Below are 18,470 nucleotides of genomic sequence, written 5' to 3' on the forward strand. Positions count from 1 at the left end.
CGAGTTCTTCTGGTCAGTGCCGTGGCCGCCATGACGATGCTGACAGGCACGGGCGCCGCGGCGGCGACCGTGTCGGTGGACGACTCGGGCTACAGCGAGGAGCAGAAGCTCGCCGCCGAGCAGAAGGCCGCCAAGGAGACCGCCGAACGCACCTGCGACCTCTTCGCGAAGGGCCCCCTCGCCCGATCGAAGGCACGCTGTGTGGAGGCGATGTCGTCTCAGTTCACCAGGACCGCGATGCCAGCCTTGGCCGGAACTGCACTGTGCAACGTGCTGACCGGCCCAGTCCTGCTGTTGAAGGCGGTGTGTCTTGGGGTGCTGGCCTCGCAGATGGATCAGGTGCAGGGCTGGTTCTGGGACGCGTACGAGGTGGCGCTGGGCGCGGCGCAGACGGCTGTGGAGATGCTGGCGTTCGTCGCCAATCCGGCGTCGGCGGTGGAGAGCTGGGCCAACCAGGTCAAGCAGGACGCTGTCGGGTTGTTCACCTCCTCGATGACGGTGGCAACGCAGCTGGGTTCGTTTGACGCGACGGCGGAGTGGTGGCGAAGCACCTACGCGGCAACGGCAGGCATCGGTCTGGCGGTTCTGGCGGTGATGGTCCTGTTGACGTTGTGGCAGGCGAGCACGGGCCGGATCGGCCCGGAGGAGAGCGCACGGACGCTGCTGATGTACCTGCCGGTCGGGGCGCTGATGCTGTTCATGGGCCCACCGGTGGCCTGGGCGGTGCAGTGGGTCGCCGATGGGCTCTCAGCAGGAGCCATCGCCTGGATGGGTCCAGACACTGTGGAGTTCCTGCAGAAGGCTGGGACGTTCACCTCGATCACCTCGGGGGTGCCGGGCGGCCTGGGGATGGGGCTGCTGCTGTTCGGCATGCTGTTCCTGGCCGGTGTTGGCGTATTGGGCACGTTCCTCATCCAGACCATCAGCATCTACATCTTGGGAGCGGTGACGGGGATCTCGTGGGGGATGCTCGCCAATCCCCGGTGGCGCTCGAAGGCGTTGCGGCTGCCGATGGTGTGGATCGGCCTGGTGCTGGCCAAGCCAGCGATGCTGCTGGTGCTGGGCGTGGTGATGAAGTTCTCCAACGCTGTCGACCTGGCGCCGACATCCTTGGAGAGCGGGATGCGCGCCGTGGTCCACGCGCTCATGGTGGTGCTGGCGCTGATGTTCGTGGCCTTCGCCCCCTGGACGCTGCTGAAGTGGTTCCCGCTGCTGCCCGACGGTTCGGAGTCAGCCCGCTCCTCGGGGCCAGTGGCCCTGGGCGCAGCGGTCGGAGCGGCCGGGTCGATGGCCACGATGATGGCGATGAACCGCGCCCGAGCCGACAGCGCGTCGCCCGGGCGGGGGACCCGGCCAGGCGGCAGCTCGACCCCAGCGGCCCCAAACGTGGGCAGCAGACCCGCCGCGGCGATGGCGGCCTCTGCCCCGCAGCGCGGCCCCGGGACGGCCGCCGGCGCACGTGGTGGCGGTGTGGGGCCGGGCGCGCGGGCCGGTGCTGGGCGCGGCGCGGGCGCGGCCGCGACCGGAGCCGGTAGAGGCGCAGCTGGGGCGGCGACCGGTGGGGCGATGCTCGCCGCGATGCTGGCCTCGCAGGCCGCGCAGGCCGCGGTCTCCAAGGCCAGGGAGTCGGCGAACACCTCGGCACCGGACATCCGTGGGGGTGAGGTGTGAACGGGCTGCTGATCGACCGGCGTGTGGTGCTGGGTGGGGAGTCCACCGGCCGGGGGATCGTGGGGGGAGTCCGCTCGCGCCTTGAGTGGGCCGGGATGGCCGCAACGGGTGTGTGGGTCGTTCCCTTGGTCCTGGGCGGGGTGGCGACGTGGGGCCGGATCGCGGCTGCGGGTGCGGTTCTGGTGGCTGCGTTCGTGTTCTGGACCCCGTTCGAGGGTCCGCTGCGTGGGCGTTCGGCAGCTGCGTGGACGGCTCACGCAGCGCGCTTTGAGTGGAACCGCCGCAGGGGCGGGGCGGTCTTCGTCCCGGCCTACGCCCAGCGTGAGGCCGTGCCGGCGACCAGCGGTGAGCAGCCCGCGGTGTCCAGGGCGAAGAAGCCGGCCGGGGTCTTCGATGTCCCGGTGGTCGTGGGCAACGCCCGGGTGATCGGTACCGTCCAGGTCGCCGGTGGCGCGCTGGCGGTGGTGCGCCACTCCAACCCAGGCCGGACGCACTTCTTGACCGCTGCGCTGGAGATGCGGGGGGAGCCGACCGGGCAGGAACGCGACCACGACTTCGGGCGGGCCTATGAGGGGTGGGGGGCGTTCTGCGCGACCCTGGCCGGTGATGCCTCGTTCGTGCGCGGGCTCCAGCAGGTCTCGCGGGTGGTGCCCTACGACACTGCCGATCACAGCATGTGGGTGGGGCGCCACGTCCCACCGGGCACCTCGGCGCTGCTGACCGACTCCTACGTCGAGCTGCTGGACACCGCGGCGGCGATGACCGAGCAGCACCGCACGTGGCTGGTCCTGCGGCTGCCGGTCACGCCACGGTTCGCCCTCGAAGCGCGGCGCCTGGGCGCCGGCGCGCAGGGCGAGCTCGCGCTGGCGCGCCGTGAGGTCGTCGCGGCGATGCACCGCGCCGCCGGGTATGGGATCGACCTTCGCCCGCTGGACGAGGCACGCCTGGGCGCGGTGCTGCGCTCACTGCAGGACCCCGACCACCCGATCGACATGGTCGCCGGGATGGACTGGGCGCGCGGGTGGTTGGCGTGGGACGCCCGGGACCGCCGCGACCTGGTGGTCACGGGCACCGAGAGGTCCTGGCATACCCGCACCGCGGTGATCACCGCCCGGCAGGTCCAGGCCGGGCACTTGGCGCCGAACTTCCTGTCCCCGCTGGTCAGCGGGGTCTCCCCGTCGGTGGTGCGCACCCTGAGCGTGATGATCGACCTGGTGCCCGCCCACGCGGCCCGGGCCAAGGCCAAGAGCGATGTCACCTTGGACATCGGGCGGGCACGGGAGGCCGCCAGGCAGGTCTCGGACGGGTCGGCCGAGCAGCAGCTGACCGCCTCCCAGCAACGGTTGGCGGATCTGCGGGTCGGCACGGGGTATCACGGGGCGAACTGGTCGATGACGGTGACGCTGTGCACCGCGGACCTCGAGGAGCTCGACGCGGCAACCCGGCAGATCGAGGCTGCCGCGGAGGCCTCGCACATCACCGGGCTGCGGTGGTTGGACGGTTGGCAGGAAGCGGGGCTGGCTGCCGGCCTGCCCCTGGCGCGGGGGATGGCGGTACGACGATGAGCACCACGACCGACCGGACGAGTACGCCGACGGTGGCGCGCACACAGGTGCCGCGCACCCGCCAGGCGCCTGCGACCTCCCCGCCTGTGCGGCGCCGCCAGCGGCGCAAGTGGTTGGACCGGCTTGGTTGGTATGAGCTGGTCGGCGTCGCCTCGGCGTCCACGACCCGGCAGGTTGCGGGGTTGTTCCTGGGGACCTCGGCCTCCCCGACCTCTCCTGCCGGGGTGTTCATCGGCAAGGAGCAGTTCACTGGGTGGCCCTTCTTCCACGACGTCTTCCAGGCCTACCGGGACAAGGTCATCTCCTCGCCGAACGTGCTGGTCGTGGGTGACATCGGGGCCGGCAAGAGCTCGTTCATCAAGACCTGGGCGGTGCTGCGCCAGCTGACCCTTGGTCGCCGCGTGGTGGTGATCGACAAGAAGCGTCAGCAGGTCGGGACCAGCGTGGGCGGGGCACCGATCGCGGCGGGGGAGTACACCCCGCTGGCCCGGGCGCTGGGCGTGGCACCGATCCGGTTCGTGCTGGGCACCGGGTCGGCCGGGTGCCGGATCAACGTCCTGGACCCCGCGATCGCCGGCACGAAGGACACCGGTGGTGCCAGTCAGCTCCTGCTGCTGCGAGCGGTGCTGGGGGAGGCGCTGGGCCGTGAGGTGCGCCCGATGGAGGGCAAGGCGCTTCGGGTGGCCCACAAGGCTGCGGTGAGCACCGCGCGCCAGCAGGGGCGGGTGGCGACCATCGTGGACGTCGTCGCCCATCTCGATGACCCGACACCCACGAGCCTTGAGTTCGTGCCCTCACGGGTGAGCCTGCAGATGCTTGCCGAGTGGGGCCAGGAGGCCGCAGCCGAGCTGGAGCGGATGATCAGCGAGGACCTCGCCGGGCTGATCGACGGGCCGACCTCCCCGGAGGTCTCCCTGACCGGTGGCCTGACGGTGTTCGACATCTCCGCCCTGCCCGACGACGGTCCGGCGGTCCCGATCGTGATGGCGATCGTGAACTCGTGGTTGCGGGCAGTGCTGGACAACCAGCACTCCACCGTCCCGACGGTGTTCGTGGCCGAGGAGGGCTGGCACCTGGTCGACGGGACGTTCGCGAAGGTCACTCGCCGCAACCAGAAGATCGCCCGGGGCGAGGCCCTGATGAACGTGACCGCGCTGCAGCACGTCTCGGACGTGCCCGCCGGGTCCCCGGCGATCGCGACCATCCAGGAGTCCGAGACGGTGGTCCTGTTCCGCCAGGGCAAGGAGGAGGACGCCGCACGGTGCGTGGAGTGGTTCAACCTTCCGCGCTCGTGCAAGGACACCTTGTTGGACCTGCCCCAGGGCACGGCTCTGGTCAAGATCGGGACCAAGAAGCCGGTGATCGTCACCCACGTGCGTTCGGCGTGGGAGACGGCGATCACCGACACCGACGAGGCGATGCACTCGGTGGCCACGGTCGCCCTGCACGCACAGGGGCAGGGGTCGTGAGCGTCACCGCACTTGCCCAGCACCGGCCCTACCGGCCGCTGTCGACCTCGCTGCTGATCCTGCTGGCGTGGGTGGGGCTGGTGGGGATCGTGATCGGGCTGCTGCTGCACGTGGCGGCCGCGGGCACCGCCACACTCACCGGGAACAACGTCCCTGGTCTGCGCGAGACCCTCGAGGCGTTCCGCTCTTCGCCCACCCACCCCGTGGCCGGCTACGCCGACGCGGTGGGGCCAGCGCCGGTGGTCTACGCCCTGACGGGCGTGATGGTCACGGGGCTGGGCGTCGGCGGGTTCTGGGTCGCGATGATCCTGGGTCGCCGGGCGCTGGACTCCCGGACCGGTCGGACCACTCCCAAGCATCTCAGCGCGATCCACGCCGGCCCGGCCCTCGAGCGCGCCCACCAGGTCATGGGCCCCGCCGGGGGGTCGCACAGCACTGAGGAGCTGTGCGTACCGGTCGGGACGTTGCGCGGGGTCGACCTGTACGGCCAGCACGAGGACTCCTACTGCCTGATCGCCCCCGCCCGGTCGGGCAAGACGATGTGCCTGGCAGTGGGGTGGGTTCTGGGTGCTCCTGGGCCGGTGGTGGCGACCGGCACCAAGAACGACCTGCTGTTCCTGACGGCCACCATGCGGCGGGGGGCCGGCACGGTGCAGGCGATGGACCCCGCCGAGGTCGCCGGGTGGCCCGATCGGCTGCGGTGGAACCCCGTGCGCGGATGTCAGGACCCCGACGAGGCGCTCGAGCGCGGGCGCGCGTGGGCGGCCGGGGACCCCGGCCGATCCGGGGGGAAGAACTCGGAGTGGTTCAACGCCCGGGCGGGGGAGGTGCTCGCGTACTTCCTGCACGCCGCGGCGCTCAAGCCCGGTGGGTCGATGCGCGACGTCATGCGCTGGGCGGCGGACTTCGAGGACGAGGAACCGATCCGCCTGCTGACCGAGTCTCCTTATGCCGAGCAGGTCGGGTGGGCCGATCTGCTCAAGGCCCGCACCCGATCCCGGGCGGGGGAGACCACCGACTCCCTGCGCATGACGTTGTCCGGGCTCCTGGCGCCCCTGACCTCTCCCCGGGTGCTCGAGGCGGTCTGCCCGGTGGCCGAGGACGAGTTCGACGTCGCACAGTTCCTGTCCGGTCCCAACACCATCTACCTGCTGTCCGGGCGTGGGGCGGGCAACGTCGCACCGCTGCTGACGATGCTCACCGACCACATCGTCCGCGCCGCCCAGCGCTTGTCCCAGCATCAGCCCGGTGGCCGGTTGTGGCCGCCGCTGCGCCTGGTGCTGGACGAAGCCGCGAACGTCGCCCCGCTGCCCGACCTGCCGGCGCTGATGTCTGACTCCGGTGGGCGAGGCATCACCACGATGGTCATCTGCCAGTCCTTCGCGCAGATGGACGACCTGTGGGGCCGCGAGGGGGCCGAGGCGCTGCGCGCCAACGCGACCGTGACCATGTACCTGCCCGGGATCAAGGAGGTCGACCGGCTGCGGGCTCTGTCAGAGGCCACCGGCCGGTACCGGGCCAAGCGCGTGTCTTACTCCAGCGGGCAGGACCGAGGGTCGGTTTCCACCTCGAGTGAGTGGGAGAACGTCATGACCACCGACGACATCCGGACCATGCCCGTGGGCACCGGCCTGCTGTTCTACCGCGGTCTGAAGGCCGCTCACGTGACCTTCACCCCGTGGTGGGAACGGCCCGACAGCAAGACGATCGAGGCGGGCAAGGCGGGCGTGGAGGAACTGACCGGGCGGGCGATGCAATGAGCGAGCTGTCCGACTTGATCACCCGTGAGGAGTTCAACGCGGCCCTGCGCACCGCATGGGAGGACATCGACAAGCTCACCGAGGCGATCACCGCCCTGGTCGAGGTGCACGAGCAGCAGCCGGGCACGGCCGATGCCGCCAGGTCGAACCGGTGGTGCTGGCGCACCGTCACCGGCGCCGACCGTGAACGACTGTGGACCGACCTGGCCGCGTGGGTCGACTGGTTCAACGACCGCTACGGCTCGGCCAGCGCCAAGCTCACCGTCCCGCCGTGCTGGCCATCGCACCCCGTAGCCGTCGAGGAGCTGACCGGGCTGATGTTGGCCTGGCAGGCCGCACACGCCAGCACCGCACCCTCGGATGCGCCCCTGGCCTGGCACGACCGGTGGCTGTGGCCGTGCCTGGATCGTCTGCACACCCGCCCCGGCACCTTCGAGCACTGCACGGCCAACCGGCACGACCTACGCCACTCCGTGCCGCCCGTGACCACCGACGCCACCGCGCTGGCGGCGGCCATGGCCACCCAGGGCCGCGGCGAAGTGGCGATGGGAGAGAATCCGGTGTGAGCGTCCCCTACATCTATCCCCTCAATGAGGTCCGCGCGCAGATCGGCGTCCTGGTCAAGAACATGGCCGCCGGCGTACACGGGCCGGTCATCATCGGACCCTTCGGCACCCCCAAGGCCACCCTGGTCTCCTGGGAGCTGTTCGACCACATCCGCGACCTGCTCTCCGAGCTCGAGGTCCTCCAAGCCGTGCCGCACCTACGTGACCGGCTGGCCCACCCAGCCGGCGCCACCACCGCCGCGCTGAGCACCATCAGTACGACGTCGAGCTCACCGCAGCCTGTGCGGTTCTGGCCCGACGTCGTCGCAGACCTGCGCAGCTCCGCCTCACCCCACCTCGACGAGGCACTCCAGGGCGCCACCGCCGGGCAGCTCCAGGGCCAGCCGCTCACCGACGAGCGTCTGGAGGGGCGGTGGTCCTGGTTCCTGGTGACCTCACCTGTCACTGGGACCGCACCCGCCCCAGCGCACTACGTGATCTGGCGACACCACGACCACACCCTTGAGATCGTTGCCGTCCGTCCCGCCGGCGACGTGATCGCCCGCGCCTGGCAGCCCGCACCCGACCCAGAGACCGAAGAATCCGATGCCCAGTGAGGGTTATCGACGGAGGCAAGTGGTACGCCCGGCTCGACCGGAGAGCGGGCGAGACCGGCGGGCACCCAACGGCGTACTACAAGGTCATCGCTTGGGAGAGCACCGGGCGGAGGACGGCGAGCCGCTGCTGTTCGCCTGGCTCAACGGCGCACCCCCGGTACGGTCCGACCGGCTCGCCGACTACGGGCTGGTCACCCACTTTCGTGAACGGGTTCACCGAGGAGCTACCGTCAGGCGCCGCGACAGCCTCATGTGCATGACGCACCACTGTCGTCAAGGTGCTTTGCAAAGCTTGATAAACGACGCCGGAGCCCTTGAGGCCGGCCCGTGGCGAGGGCAGCACTCCCGTGCGGCACGATGAGAGCGTGTCTCGTGACCTGACTCTGCCGCCCGACTACGCCGATCTGCTCGCCGACCTCAAGGACCAGGTTCGTTCGGCCCAGCTCCGGGCTCACCGGGTCGTGAACACCGAGCTGCTCACGCTGTACTGGCGGATCGGTGAGTCGATCCGCAGCCGGCAGGAGGCCGCAGGGTGGGGCGCCAAGGTCATCGACCAGCTCTCGGCGGATCTGCGAGCGGAGTTCCCGGAGATGACCGGGTTGCGACGGACGAACGTCTACGCGATGCGCGCTTTCGCGACCGCATGGCCGGCCGAAGCGATCGTCCGACAGCCCATCGGACGATTGCCCTGGGGGCACGTCATCACGTTGCTCGAGAAGCTCGACGACCCACAGACCCGCGGCTGGTACGCCGAGCAGGCCGACACGCACGGCTGGTCCCGCAACGTGCTGCTCAACCAGATCATGTCCCGTGCGCACGAGCGGGTGGGTGCGGCCCCGTCCAACTTCGACCGGCACCTGGTGCCCGGGGACTCCGAGTTGGCTCAGCAGCTGGCCAAGGACCCCTACGTGTTCGACTTCCTCGGCCTGAGCAGGGGCATCGGCGAGCGGGACCTCGAGCAGGCACTCATGGACCGGATCGTCGAGACACTGCGTGAACTCGGGTCCGGGTTCGCCTTCGTCGGGCGGCAGGTGCACTTCGAGGTCAACGGGGACGACTTCTACATCGACCTGCTGTTCTTCCACGTCACCCAACTGCGCTACGTGGTCGTCGAGCTCAAGATCGGCAAGTTCAAGCCCGACTACACCGGTCAGCTCGGGTTCTACATCAACCTGGTCGAGGACCGGCTGCGCCAGGCCCAGCACCAGCCGACGGTCGGCCTGCTCCTGTGCGCCGACCGCAACGAGAGCACCGTGCGGTACGCGCTCGGCGCCTCACAGGCGCCGATGGCAGTGGCGACCTACACCTACGACACCCTGCCCGCGGCTGAACGCGCTTCGCTGCCCTCCGACACCCAGGTGATCTCCGCGATCAGCACCTCCTGGTCGGTGACCACCGAGGACTGACGGCCGCCGCGCAACTCACGACGTAGCAGTAGGTGCGCGCCTCGTACGGCACCAAGGTTGCCCGAGTCCACTGTGCGGTGTCGTCCCCCGCCCGCACAACTTCCGGGCGTGAGCAGCGTGCCCGCCCCCGTGTGCAGCAGCCATCTCGGGCGTGATCCTTGAGACGACCGTTCCGAGACGGTGGCTTCAGGAGAACAACCGAGACTGTGCGGCCCGGGGAGTGCTCTCGGCCGCGTACCGCACGCTGACGACCGTTCCACACCAAGGGGACGAGACGGGCACGGTGGACGACGGGGGTGAGTAGCCTCGTACTCGTGAACCGGCACGAGGAGGCCCTCGCCCACGCCGACGAGCTCCTGGCGGACATCGAGCTCTCACGCACCTCGACGGCGAAGCACGTGCTCAAGGCGATGCGAGTCGCCCGTCTCCTCAACGATGCTGGCGCTCAGCGTTGGCTCGGGTACGAACTCGACGGCGTGCCGTCCGGGCCCGACGGGCAGGCGTGGATGACTACCACGAAGCGGTGGGCAGACAAGGACGCGGGCGAGGGCTATTGGGGTTCGTCGGCGTCCCTGGAAGCCGCCAGGGACAACGCCCGGTCGATCATCAAGGCTCACTCCGGCTCGGTAAGCCTGTCGGGCGACTACGTGACGATCGCGATGCGGGAGCGCTCGGGAACCATCGCACGCACGGCCTCAACAGCGAACGCGCTCGATCGCGTCCTGTCATCGGTCGAGTCGCATGTCTACCGCTTCGCGGCCGACGTGCATGCCGAGCTCACGTACTCGCAGGTGCAGGCGAACCTCTTCGAGGCTTCCCGGGAGGCGGTCGACGCGACGCTCGCCTCGATGGCGGGCGATGCGTTGAAGTCCATCGCGAGCATCTCGGAGCGACTGAACTCCGGTGACGAGTCGGCGGTGAGCCAGGCGATGACGACGTGCCGACAACTGATCGACGCCGTGGCAGACCATGTGTTCCCGCCGGCCAAGGAGCCCTACAAGATCGGTGAGCAGGACCTGGACGTCACGGCAAACCGCGTCCTCAACCGGCTTCAGGCGCATCTGCACGAGAGTGGGGTGACGGGCGGACGCGCGACCAGGCTACGGAGGACGCTCGGTGATCTCTACGACCGGGTCTCCGCCAGCGTGCATCGTCCTGGAGGGGTAGATGTGCATGAAGCGCGGTACCTGTTTCTTGCCGTCTACACGGCGCTCGGTGAGGTCCTCACCTTGGGACCCGACGATAGATCCAAGACGGAGAGCAGAGCTGGCGATGCGATCGCCTCCGACGACAGGTGACTCCCGTCGGCGGGATCAGCACGTGAACGAGCGTTGGGCTGGCTGGCATGGGGCCTCACCGGCGGGGCGGTTCTTCACCGCCCGCTGGGACCGCGTCACGCCCGCCCCGAGCGCAAGTTCCTCGCTGCCATGGCTGAGGACGAAGGCGGACCGTCGAGCACCAGCGCCGTAGCCGGTCGCCTGGGCAAGCCCGTCAGCGGGATCGGCCCCACACGCGCCGGACTCATCGCCAAGGGACTGATCTACGCAACGGACCACGGGCTCATCGGCTACACCGTGCCGGGCATGGCACCCTTCATCCGCCGCCAGCACCAGACATGAGATGACGACCATCGGGCTACACCGTGGCGAGAGCCGCGAACCCCAGGTTGCCCGGGCGCGCACCTCCCACGCCCCGCTCGCGTCCACGAGCCAGGTCTGCGGCACCCTGGCCGGCCCAATTGAGGGTCCCCACATTGGGCGGGATAATGCACGGAATCCCGTCTGATAGCCCGTAGGTTGCTCTTGTGAGCAACCTACTGCCGAACCTCGACGATCTCCTCGCAGAGCTGCCGGGATCAACACCGGCCGACCGGGACGCCCGTGCCCTGGCCCAGGCGGCCACCAGCGCCTCGACCGCCGCCGAGCTCGACCACGCGCTCACGTCTCTTGTGGCGGACTGGCGCACGTCGTGACCGGCCAGGGCGCGCGGCTGCTGTGGGTCGAGATCCGCGGCTTCCGTGCGTTCGGCACCGAGCCGCGCCGCCTCGAGCTCGACGCACCACTAATAGTGGTGCACGCCGGAAACAGCCAGGGCAAGACCAGCCTGGCCGAGGCGCTGGAGTTCCTGATCACCGGGCGCAGCAGCCGCCGCGACCTGCTCGGCGGCGCGAAAGCCGAGTACGACGACAGCCTGCGCAACGCTCACCTGCCCGACGGCGACCTCGACGTCTACATCGAGGCCGGAGTCGCGGCCCCGGGCGGCGTCGTGCACAAGGTCCGCCGCGAGCTCGTGCAGGACTTCGGGCACGGAACCGAGTGCGCCAGCCGACTGCTCATCGACGGCCTCCCGGCCGAGGATCTAGCGCCCGTGGGGTTGCCGATGAGCGACCCACCCGTTCGCGCACCGGTGCTCCTCCAACACATCCTGCGCCATGTGCTGGCCACCGAACCCAAGCAGCGCGTCGGCTACTTCAAGGCCCTCCTGTCACTGACCGACCTTGACCTCCTCCGCGAGCGGGTCACCGCTGCCCGCACGACACTGGAGCGCGAGGCCCCCGGAGCCACGCTCACCGAGGTGGCGACTCTGCTCCAGACCCCAGCCGCTCCCGCCGCGGACGCACTTCAGACCGTTGCCGATTGCACTCCGGACGCTGAAGCGATCGCGGCGGCCGTCGACGTCGCCCTCCTCACGGCCGGCAGTGCCCTCCTCGGCACGCCCTCCGCGTCACGCCCCGAACTTCAGACTGCGCTGGAGGCTGTGATTGCCGAGCAGAACGAGGAGACCTTCCCGCTACGGGCGTTCACCGCTGGCACGGTCGTCGACGCACCTTCCCCTCCCGACCTCCGCCCGTACGCCCACGTACTGGCCCAGGCCGACCGCGACGCGGCCCGCTTGGCACCCCTGCTCGCAGCTGCCCTGGCAGTCGAGGACCTCGCCAAGCTCGACCACCCGATGGACTGCCCCATCTGCGCAACTCCGGGGGCACTGACACCAGCCCGCATGGCGACCCTGCGCGACCAGCTGCGCCGCACCACAGCGGTCGACACCGCGGCAATCGCCGCAGACGGTGTCGTCCAAAGGGCCCGCCAAGTCCTCGATCACCTGCTCTCGGCACTACCCGGGGCGGTCCCGCTGGCCGGGGCCTGGTCACCAGAGCAGCTCGCGACAGCCGCCGCGCAACTACGCCACCTCGGCGTCGACGACACGCTGGCGGAGCCCGCGCAAGCAACCGCTGCGAGCCTCGCCTCCGCCACCGGTGACGTCAGGACCGCCGCAAAGGCGGCTACCGAGATGCTCGATCACACCGCGCTGGACATCAAGACCCGGAACGACCCCTCGGGCGACCTCGCCGGAAGCTACACCGCGCTGACTGAAGCAGTGGAGGAGCTTCAGCGAGCCAGCCGCGATCACCACGAGACCCTGCAGACACTGCGTGCTGTTGTGGAACCGGCCGTCCGTCATCGCGCTGCCGGCAGCGGGCTCACTGAACTGCGCAACCTCGTCGCACACGTCGAGCAACTCGTCCACGACCTGGTAGCCGAAGCCGGACGGAAGCGGACCATCACCCGACTCAAGGCCGCCGAACAAGCACTGAGGAAGGGAGCCGGCCGCGTGCTCGACGCACGCTTCGAGCAGATGAGCAAGGCCATCGACGAGTGGTGGGCCACCATCCGACCGGAAGAACTCGTTGGCTTCGGCGGAGTCAGACGCCGCGCAGGGGGTTCGCGCTTCGTCAACCTCGACGCCACGCTACGCAGCGCCCCCACTGAGAAAGTTGTCGTCCGGGACGCCCTGGGGATCTTCAGTGATTCCCAGCTCAACGCGCTCGGACTAGCCATCTTCCTCGCCCGCGCCGAACTGCTGGGCTCTTCCGTGATCGTGCTCGACGACCCCATCCCAGGTAGCGACGCCGACCACCGGCTCTCCTTCGTCCAGAACACGCTTGACAGGCTGCTGGACGCTGGAGCACAGGTGGTGCTCACCACGTTCGATACCAGGCTGGCCGAGCTCGCCCAGAGCAACCACAACTACCGCGACATGCTCGTGTTCGAGCTCAGCCTCGCCGATCCGCTCGCCGGCACTGAGGCCGTTCAGACCTCCGACACCTTCAGCCGACTGATGCAGGACGCCGGGGTGCACCTCAAGGCAGGCACGATGCGCGGCCGGAAGGACGCATGCAACAGCTACCGGTCGGCTGCGGAACGCCTTGCGAAGCAGATCATCGCCACCGGTCGCACCTGTGAGGGAAGGCCCTCCACCGTCGCCGAGGTCGACGCTGAAGCTCCACTTCTTGGCGATCTCGTCCCCCTCGTCTGCCACTACGCGGCAGATGAGGCCGAGAAGGGTCGGTGGCGCAGCTTCGGCCAAGTACTCAACCCAGGCAGCCACGACGACGGGACTCCGTCGAACGGCGACCTTGCCCAGATCAAGGGCAACCTCAGCCGCATCGCGAAGAACCACGCCAAGCACTGGCCGGGTGGGCTGCTGTTGTGACCGGCCCGACCGACTCCCACCACCCTGCCCGGTCTCATCGAGGGGGCGGAACCTCCAATCTCGATGCGGCCGCGCTGTTGGACGGCGTTCCGCTCACCTCCAGCGAGACCGAGTACGTCGAGGCTGCCCGGGCGGCCAACACGATGCGGGGGTACCGCTCGGACTGGCGCGAGTTCACCACCTGGTGCACCGAGCACGACCTCGAGCCGATGCCAGCGGCGCCGGCCACGGTGACCGGGTACCTATCCGATCTGGCCCGGGCCGGCGCGAAGGTCGGCACGATGAGCCGGCGGCTGTCGGCGATCAAGTTCGCCCACCAGCTCCGCAACCATCCCGACCCCACCCGCAACGCCCGGGTGGTCGCGGTGTGGGAGGGGATCCGACGCACCCACGGCGCCCCACCGGACCAGGCGACCCCATTGATGCCTCCGGAGCTGTTCGACGTCCTGGACGCATGCCCGGTCACCAAGGCCTGGCGCACACCGGGGCGCCAGGACGAGCCGGACCTGGCCGGTGCGCGGGACCGAGCGCTCATCCTGGTCGGGTTCGTCGCCGCGCTGCGGCGCAGCGAGCTCGCGGCCCTGACCCTCGACCAGGTCGCCGCCCACCCCAACGGCCTGGTCCTAACCCTCGCACGGTCCAAGACCAACCCCACCGGCGAGCACGTCGAACTGGTCGTGCTGCCCCGCGCGGCCAACCCCGCACGCTGCCCGGTGGTCGCGCTGAATCACTGGATCCAGCTCGCCGGGATCACCGACGGCCCAGTGTTCCGCGCCGTCGGCAAGAACAACCAGCCGGCCACCCGCGCCCTGCACCCGGAGTCGGTCAACACCCTGGTCCAGAAGGCCGTCGCCCGCGCCGGCATCGACCCCGGCCCCTACAGCGCGCACAGCCTGCGCGCGGGGTTCGTCACCTACGCCCACCTACGCGGGGCAAGCGATCGGGCGATCGCCCACCAAACCCGCCACCGCTCCCTGGCCACCCTGGGAACCTACGTGCGGGTCCACCAGGCGTGGACCGACAACGCCGCCACCATCCTTGGTCTGTGATGTCGCGCACGGTACGTCGGCGCCGTGCGGAACGAGGACAACGATGAGTTCACCGAGATGCGCTGGAGCATCGACATCTGGGCAGGCGCCGCGGCACCTGGCTCGACGCGAGGACTGCTGTCCCCAGCGGGGTTGCATCCACGACGAGCCGCCCGCCGCGTTGTCGAGAAGCGCCAGCAATAGAGCACGGGCTGTCAACGTCGCCTGAAAGTGAACCCCGGATCGTCGGCTGAAAGTGAACCCCTCTGCGGTGGTTCGGTCAGTCGTCGGTCGGGCTGGGTGCCCGGCCGAGGTCGCGGTTCTTGAGTCGGTAGGAGTCGCCCTTGAGGGCGATGACTTCGGCGTGGTGGACGAGCCGGTCGATCATGGCGGCTGCGACGGTGTCGTCGCCGAAGACCTCACCCCAGCGACCGAAGGGCTTGTTGGAGGTGACGATCAGGGAGGCTCGTTCGTAGCGGGCTGAGACGAGCTGGAAGAACAGGTTGGCGGCTTCGGGTTCGAAGGGGATGTAGCCGACCTCGTCGATGACCAGCAGGGGGTAGCGGCCCAGGCGGCGCAGCTCATCCTGCAGGCGCCCGTCGTGGTGAGCGGCTGCGAGGCGATCGACCCACTCCGAGGCGGTCGCGAACAGGACCCGGTGGCCGGCTTGGCAGGCGCGGATCGCGATGCCGGTGGCCAGGTGGGTCTTGCCGGTCCCGGGCGGGCCGAGGAAGACCTCGTTCTCCTTGGCGGCCACGAAGTCCAAGGTCCCCAGATGGGCGATGAGCTCACGCTTGAGGCCGCGGGCGTGGTCGTAGTCGAAGTCCTCCAGGGACTTGCGCCCGGGGAACCGGGCGGCCCGGATGCGACCTTCACCGCCGTGAGTCTCGCGGGCAGAGACCTCGCGTTGCAGACACGCGGCGAGGAACTCCTCGTGGGTCCAGGACTCCGCCCGAGCCCGCTCGGCCAGCCGCGCGACCGCCTCGCGCAGGGTTGGAGCCTTCAGCGCTCGGGTCAGGAACGCCAGCTCGGCGGTGATGTCCCTGGTCTTGATCGCGGTCGCCATCAGACCATCACCTCGGCCAGCCCGAACACGGCGTCGTAGTCGGCCAGGTCACGCTGCTCGACCTCCTCGACGGGCGGGGCCGGAGCCCGGTGGGCGGCGGCGAACGACATCGCCAGCGCCGCGGCCCGGTGGGCGGGGTCGGTGATCGTCTGCTGACGGGCCCAGCACCGCTGGTGGGCCGCGACGACCTTGGTGCCCATGCGGACACTGACCTGCTCCAGGTCGGCGGTGACGGTGACCTTTCGGCCGACCGCGACCGGGTCCACGGAGTAGTCGTTGGAGTCCAACCGGACGTAGTGATCGCGGGGCAGGCGGACCTGAGTGGACCACCCGATCTGCGGGGCCAGGGGCGGCAGCACGAGCATCGCGGCGTTGTCCGCGGCCCAGCGGGTCGCCGGGGCGCAGCCCAGCGACCGGTGATGACGGGCGTTGGCCCGGACCAGCCAGTCGCTGATCTGGGTGTTGAAGTCGCCCGGACCGGCGAACGTGCGCCCGGGCAGGAACGAGGTCTCGAAGTAGCCGTTGACCCGCTCGACCAGACCCTTGGCCTCCGGGTCGCGGGGCCGGCACTGGTGCACCGATATCCCCAACGTCCCGCGGAACGCCTCGAACTGATCGGCCAGCTTGGGCTTGCCGGCCCGCCAGGACCCGACCGCTGGCTCGTTGTCCCAGACCAGCTCCTTGGGGACGGCGCCCATGACCTGCAGGAGCGCCCAGTGCCCGGCGATCAGATCCTCGGCCTGCCGGGTCGGGACCATCCTGGCGAAGATCATCCGCGAGTAGCCCGACACCATCACCAGCACCGGCGGGGAGTCCGTGTGACCAAAGCCGACCGGGACCGGCGCCGGCGGGAACCACAGGTCGCACTGGACCCGCTGCCCAGGGTCATAGGCCGTGCGCGTGGCCGGATCGACCGGCAAGTAGTACGGACGCAGCTCGCGGACCCGGTCCCTGAGCACCGTGATCGACCGGTCCCACCCGATCCGCTCCGCGATCACCGTCGCCGGCATGTCCGGGGTGGTCCGCAACAGCTCACGAACCGCCGGCTCGACCGCAGCGACGATCGACCCCTTGGGCGCCCGGACATACTTCGGCGGCGCATCACGAGCCAACGCCCGACGCACCGCGTTCCTCGAGACACCCAGCCGACGCGCGATCGCCTTGATCGCCATCCCCTCGACCCGGTGCAGCCGACGGATCTCTGCCCAGTCCTCCACGCTCATCACCCTCCACAGCGTCGCGCAGGGGGTTCACTTTCGTCCGACGCCAGGGGGTCAGTCTTCAGCCGTCGTCGACACGGGCGGCCGCCGGCGTCATCATCGTCACGTCACCAGGCTTGGCTTGAGCCAGCGAGAGCACTCCGCGAGGGGGGCCGCTTTCGGTGCCCTCATCGCAGCGCCGCGGCAGGATGGCGCCATGAGCGAAAAGCAGCCGCAGGACGAGGAGCCGAAAGCAAGCGAGGAGCAGCCGGCGGAACACGAGGAGCCGCCCTCGGACCCGGGTGAGCCCCAGGACGGGGCCGTCTTCAACCTCGACGACATCGAGCGCGAACTGACAGGAGACCCGCTCGTCGACCGAGGGATGGAGTTGTCAATCGACGAGCTCCAAGAGGCCGCCGAGGACCCAACCCACCCCGACCATGAGGCGGCGAAGGCGGCGTCACGCCACCTCGCGGAGTCCCTGAAGCCGATGTTCGCGAACCTGTACGGCGATCAGTTCCGAAGGATCGGCGAGAACCTCGCAGCTGCGATGAGGCCAAACCTGGATGGCTTGTTCGAGGGCCTTGCGCCGAAGCCACACACGTTCACGCGTCCCACTTCGCCGGGAGCCCTGGTCCGGGGAGCGGACGCTGGCGCCCCGCTGCCCGAGATCGCCAGATACGACCCCGAGGACTTCGAGGTCGACGACACCCCACAGAGAACGCTGGACGCCATCGTCGACCTCAGCGAGCGGATGTCGGAGATGGTTCGGGTCGCCGCTGAGCACCGGGACGTCGCCGAGAAGCACCGCGCATTGGCGGAGACCGAGGCGAAGGCTCAGGCGCAAGCGACCAAGGACGCCAGCCGACGGGCGAACTTGGCGAACTGGGGCACCTGGCTGGCGATGGCCGGCACTTGGGCGGCGGTGATCGCGACCTTCGTCGTGGCGTCGCGCGCCGCTGGGTGACCCTAGGACGCGTCTCCAACGTTGCGCCTGGAAGTTGATGCAAGCGGGCTGGGCGCGAAGACACTGGTCCCGTAAGGGAGGTCGGTATGCGAACCGGACCAAGGCGGTGGACTGCGGGCGGGCTCTGGATGATGGTCACTGGCGTCCTGCTTGCTGGATGCGCGCAGGAACGAGCCGCGGAGGTGCCCGCCACGGGGGCAGATGAGGTCTGGGTCGTCGGGATCGGCTACCCGGAGGGCGAGTGGGCCTCGTGTCTCGAGGACGACTCGATCGCTCAGTCGCTGATAACTCTCGACATGCCGGCCTCGAGTGCGACGGCCACCTTCACAGCTGAAGCCAGAGAGCAGGATGTGCGCCGCATCCTGGACTGCCTCGACCGCTCCCTCACAGAGGGTGACGTCAGCGTCAGCGTGACGCCTCAACCCCGCCGTCGTTGACACACCCGCTGCCAGGTAGCACCGGGGAACTTGCCCCTACGTTCGGAGCGAACGTCATGTCTGTGGCCGTGGACGCGGTTTGTGATCGCACCACCGCCGCCCCAGACCTCATCTCGACCGATCGCCATGCAGATAGCCGGGAACATCACCCAGCTGCGAGACGGCGGTGGCCTCAGCCCTGATCCACCGGTTTGAGGTGGGTGGTGGTGCGTGGCGGAGAGCGAGAATGCCCTCCTGAGCAGCGAG

Annotated in this window: 15 protein-coding genes; 13 read left to right on the forward strand and 2 right to left on the reverse strand. The window is 69.6% G+C overall.

Features of this window, described 5'->3' with window-relative positions:
• The first annotated feature begins 30 nt into the window (after positions 1–30).
• From M1R94_RS18645 to M1R94_RS18700, 12 genes are all read left to right on the forward strand, one after another.
• Positions 31–1,671 carry a hypothetical protein gene (locus M1R94_RS18645; RefSeq protein WP_249383235.1) on the forward strand — a complete coding sequence of 547 codons (1,641 nt, stop codon included), beginning with the start codon at positions 31–33 and terminating at the stop codon, positions 1,669–1,671.
• Positions 1,668–3,236, forward strand: a complete 1,569-nt coding sequence (locus M1R94_RS18650) for an SCO6880 family protein (protein ID WP_249383236.1) — start codon at positions 1,668–1,670, stop codon at positions 3,234–3,236. The genes M1R94_RS18645 and M1R94_RS18650 overlap by 4 nt, the downstream gene beginning before the upstream one ends.
• A complete protein-coding gene (locus tag M1R94_RS18655; protein ID WP_249383237.1) occupies positions 3,233–4,705 on the forward strand; it encodes an ATP/GTP-binding protein in 1,473 nt (490 codons plus the stop codon). The genes M1R94_RS18650 and M1R94_RS18655 overlap by 4 nt, the downstream gene beginning before the upstream one ends.
• Positions 4,702–6,465, forward strand: a complete 1,764-nt coding sequence (locus M1R94_RS18660; protein ID WP_249383238.1) for a TraM recognition domain-containing protein — start codon at positions 4,702–4,704, stop codon at positions 6,463–6,465. Before M1R94_RS18655 ends, M1R94_RS18660 begins: the two co-directional genes overlap by 4 nt.
• Positions 6,462–7,031, forward strand: coding sequence for a DUF4913 domain-containing protein (locus tag M1R94_RS18665; protein ID WP_249383239.1), 570 nt, complete (start codon positions 6,462–6,464; stop codon positions 7,029–7,031). Before M1R94_RS18660 ends, M1R94_RS18665 begins: the two co-directional genes overlap by 4 nt.
• Positions 7,028–7,627, forward strand: coding sequence for a hypothetical protein (locus M1R94_RS18670; protein WP_249383240.1), 600 nt, complete (start codon positions 7,028–7,030; stop codon positions 7,625–7,627). Before M1R94_RS18665 ends, M1R94_RS18670 begins: the two co-directional genes overlap by 4 nt.
• Positions 7,628–7,992: 365 nt before the next feature.
• Positions 7,993–9,033: a PDDEXK nuclease domain-containing protein gene (locus tag M1R94_RS18675; protein WP_249383241.1), complete on the forward strand. Its 1,041-nt coding sequence runs from the start codon at positions 7,993–7,995 to the stop codon at positions 9,031–9,033.
• A gap of 314 nt (positions 9,034–9,347) precedes the next feature.
• Positions 9,348–10,331, forward strand: a complete 984-nt coding sequence (locus M1R94_RS18680; protein WP_249383242.1) for an AbiTii domain-containing protein — start codon at positions 9,348–9,350, stop codon at positions 10,329–10,331.
• Positions 10,332–10,460: 129 nt separating this feature from the next.
• Entirely contained in the window at positions 10,461–10,652 is a 192-nt protein-coding gene (locus M1R94_RS18685; RefSeq protein ID WP_249383243.1) for a hypothetical protein, read from the forward strand.
• 185 nt (positions 10,653–10,837) lie between these two features.
• Positions 10,838–11,005 (forward strand): hypothetical protein, encoded by a 168-nt coding sequence (locus M1R94_RS18690; protein WP_249383244.1) that lies wholly within the window; start codon positions 10,838–10,840, stop codon positions 11,003–11,005.
• The gene (locus M1R94_RS18695) at positions 11,002–13,527 is read left to right on the forward strand and encodes an AAA family ATPase (protein ID WP_249383245.1); all 2,526 of its coding nucleotides are present in this window, start codon (positions 11,002–11,004) and stop codon (positions 13,525–13,527) included. The genes M1R94_RS18690 and M1R94_RS18695 overlap by 4 nt, the downstream gene beginning before the upstream one ends.
• Before the next feature lie 77 nt (positions 13,528–13,604).
• Positions 13,605–14,576: a site-specific integrase gene (locus M1R94_RS18700; RefSeq protein ID WP_249383246.1), complete on the forward strand. Its 972-nt coding sequence runs from the start codon at positions 13,605–13,607 to the stop codon at positions 14,574–14,576.
• A gap of 259 nt (positions 14,577–14,835) precedes the next feature.
• Here M1R94_RS18700 and istB read toward each other — a convergent pair whose 3' ends face one another.
• Both istB and istA read right to left on the reverse strand, forming a co-directional pair.
• Positions 14,836–15,621 carry an IS21-like element helper ATPase IstB gene (istB, locus tag M1R94_RS18705; protein WP_249383247.1) on the reverse strand — a complete coding sequence of 262 codons (786 nt, stop codon included), beginning with the start codon at positions 15,619–15,621 and terminating at the stop codon, positions 14,836–14,838.
• On the reverse strand, positions 15,621–16,847 hold the full coding sequence (gene istA, locus M1R94_RS18710) for an IS21 family transposase (protein ID WP_249383248.1): 1,227 nt from the start codon (positions 16,845–16,847) through the stop codon (positions 15,621–15,623). The genes istB and istA overlap by 1 nt, the downstream gene beginning before the upstream one ends.
• A 190-nt stretch (positions 16,848–17,037) precedes the next feature.
• On the opposite strand from istA, the gene M1R94_RS18715 reads away from it, so the two are divergent.
• On the forward strand, positions 17,038–17,787 hold the full coding sequence (locus tag M1R94_RS18715) for a hypothetical protein (RefSeq protein ID WP_249383249.1): 750 nt from the start codon (positions 17,038–17,040) through the stop codon (positions 17,785–17,787).
• Positions 17,788–18,470 lie beyond the last annotated feature (683 nt).

Source organism: Actinotalea alkalitolerans (assembly GCF_023369855.1).
In the GTDB taxonomy this organism is placed as follows: domain Bacteria; phylum Actinomycetota; class Actinomycetes; order Actinomycetales; family Cellulomonadaceae; genus Actinotalea.

Coding starts and splice junctions, on each gene's coding strand:
- M1R94_RS18645 (WP_249383235.1), top strand. CDS start 31: ATGACGATGCTGACAGGCACGGGCGCCGCGGCGGCGACCGTGTCGGTG.
- M1R94_RS18655 (WP_249383237.1), top strand. CDS start 3,233: ATGAGCACCACGACCGACCGGACGAGTACGCCGACGGTGGCGCGCACA.
- M1R94_RS18665 (WP_249383239.1), top strand. CDS start 6,462: ATGAGCGAGCTGTCCGACTTGATCACCCGTGAGGAGTTCAACGCGGCC.
- M1R94_RS18685 (WP_249383243.1), top strand. CDS start 10,461: ATGGCTGAGGACGAAGGCGGACCGTCGAGCACCAGCGCCGTAGCCGGT.
- istB (WP_249383247.1), bottom strand. CDS start 15,621: ATGGCGACCGCGATCAAGACCAGGGACATCACCGCCGAGCTGGCGTTC.
- M1R94_RS18715 (WP_249383249.1), top strand. CDS start 17,038: ATGAGCGAAAAGCAGCCGCAGGACGAGGAGCCGAAAGCAAGCGAGGAG.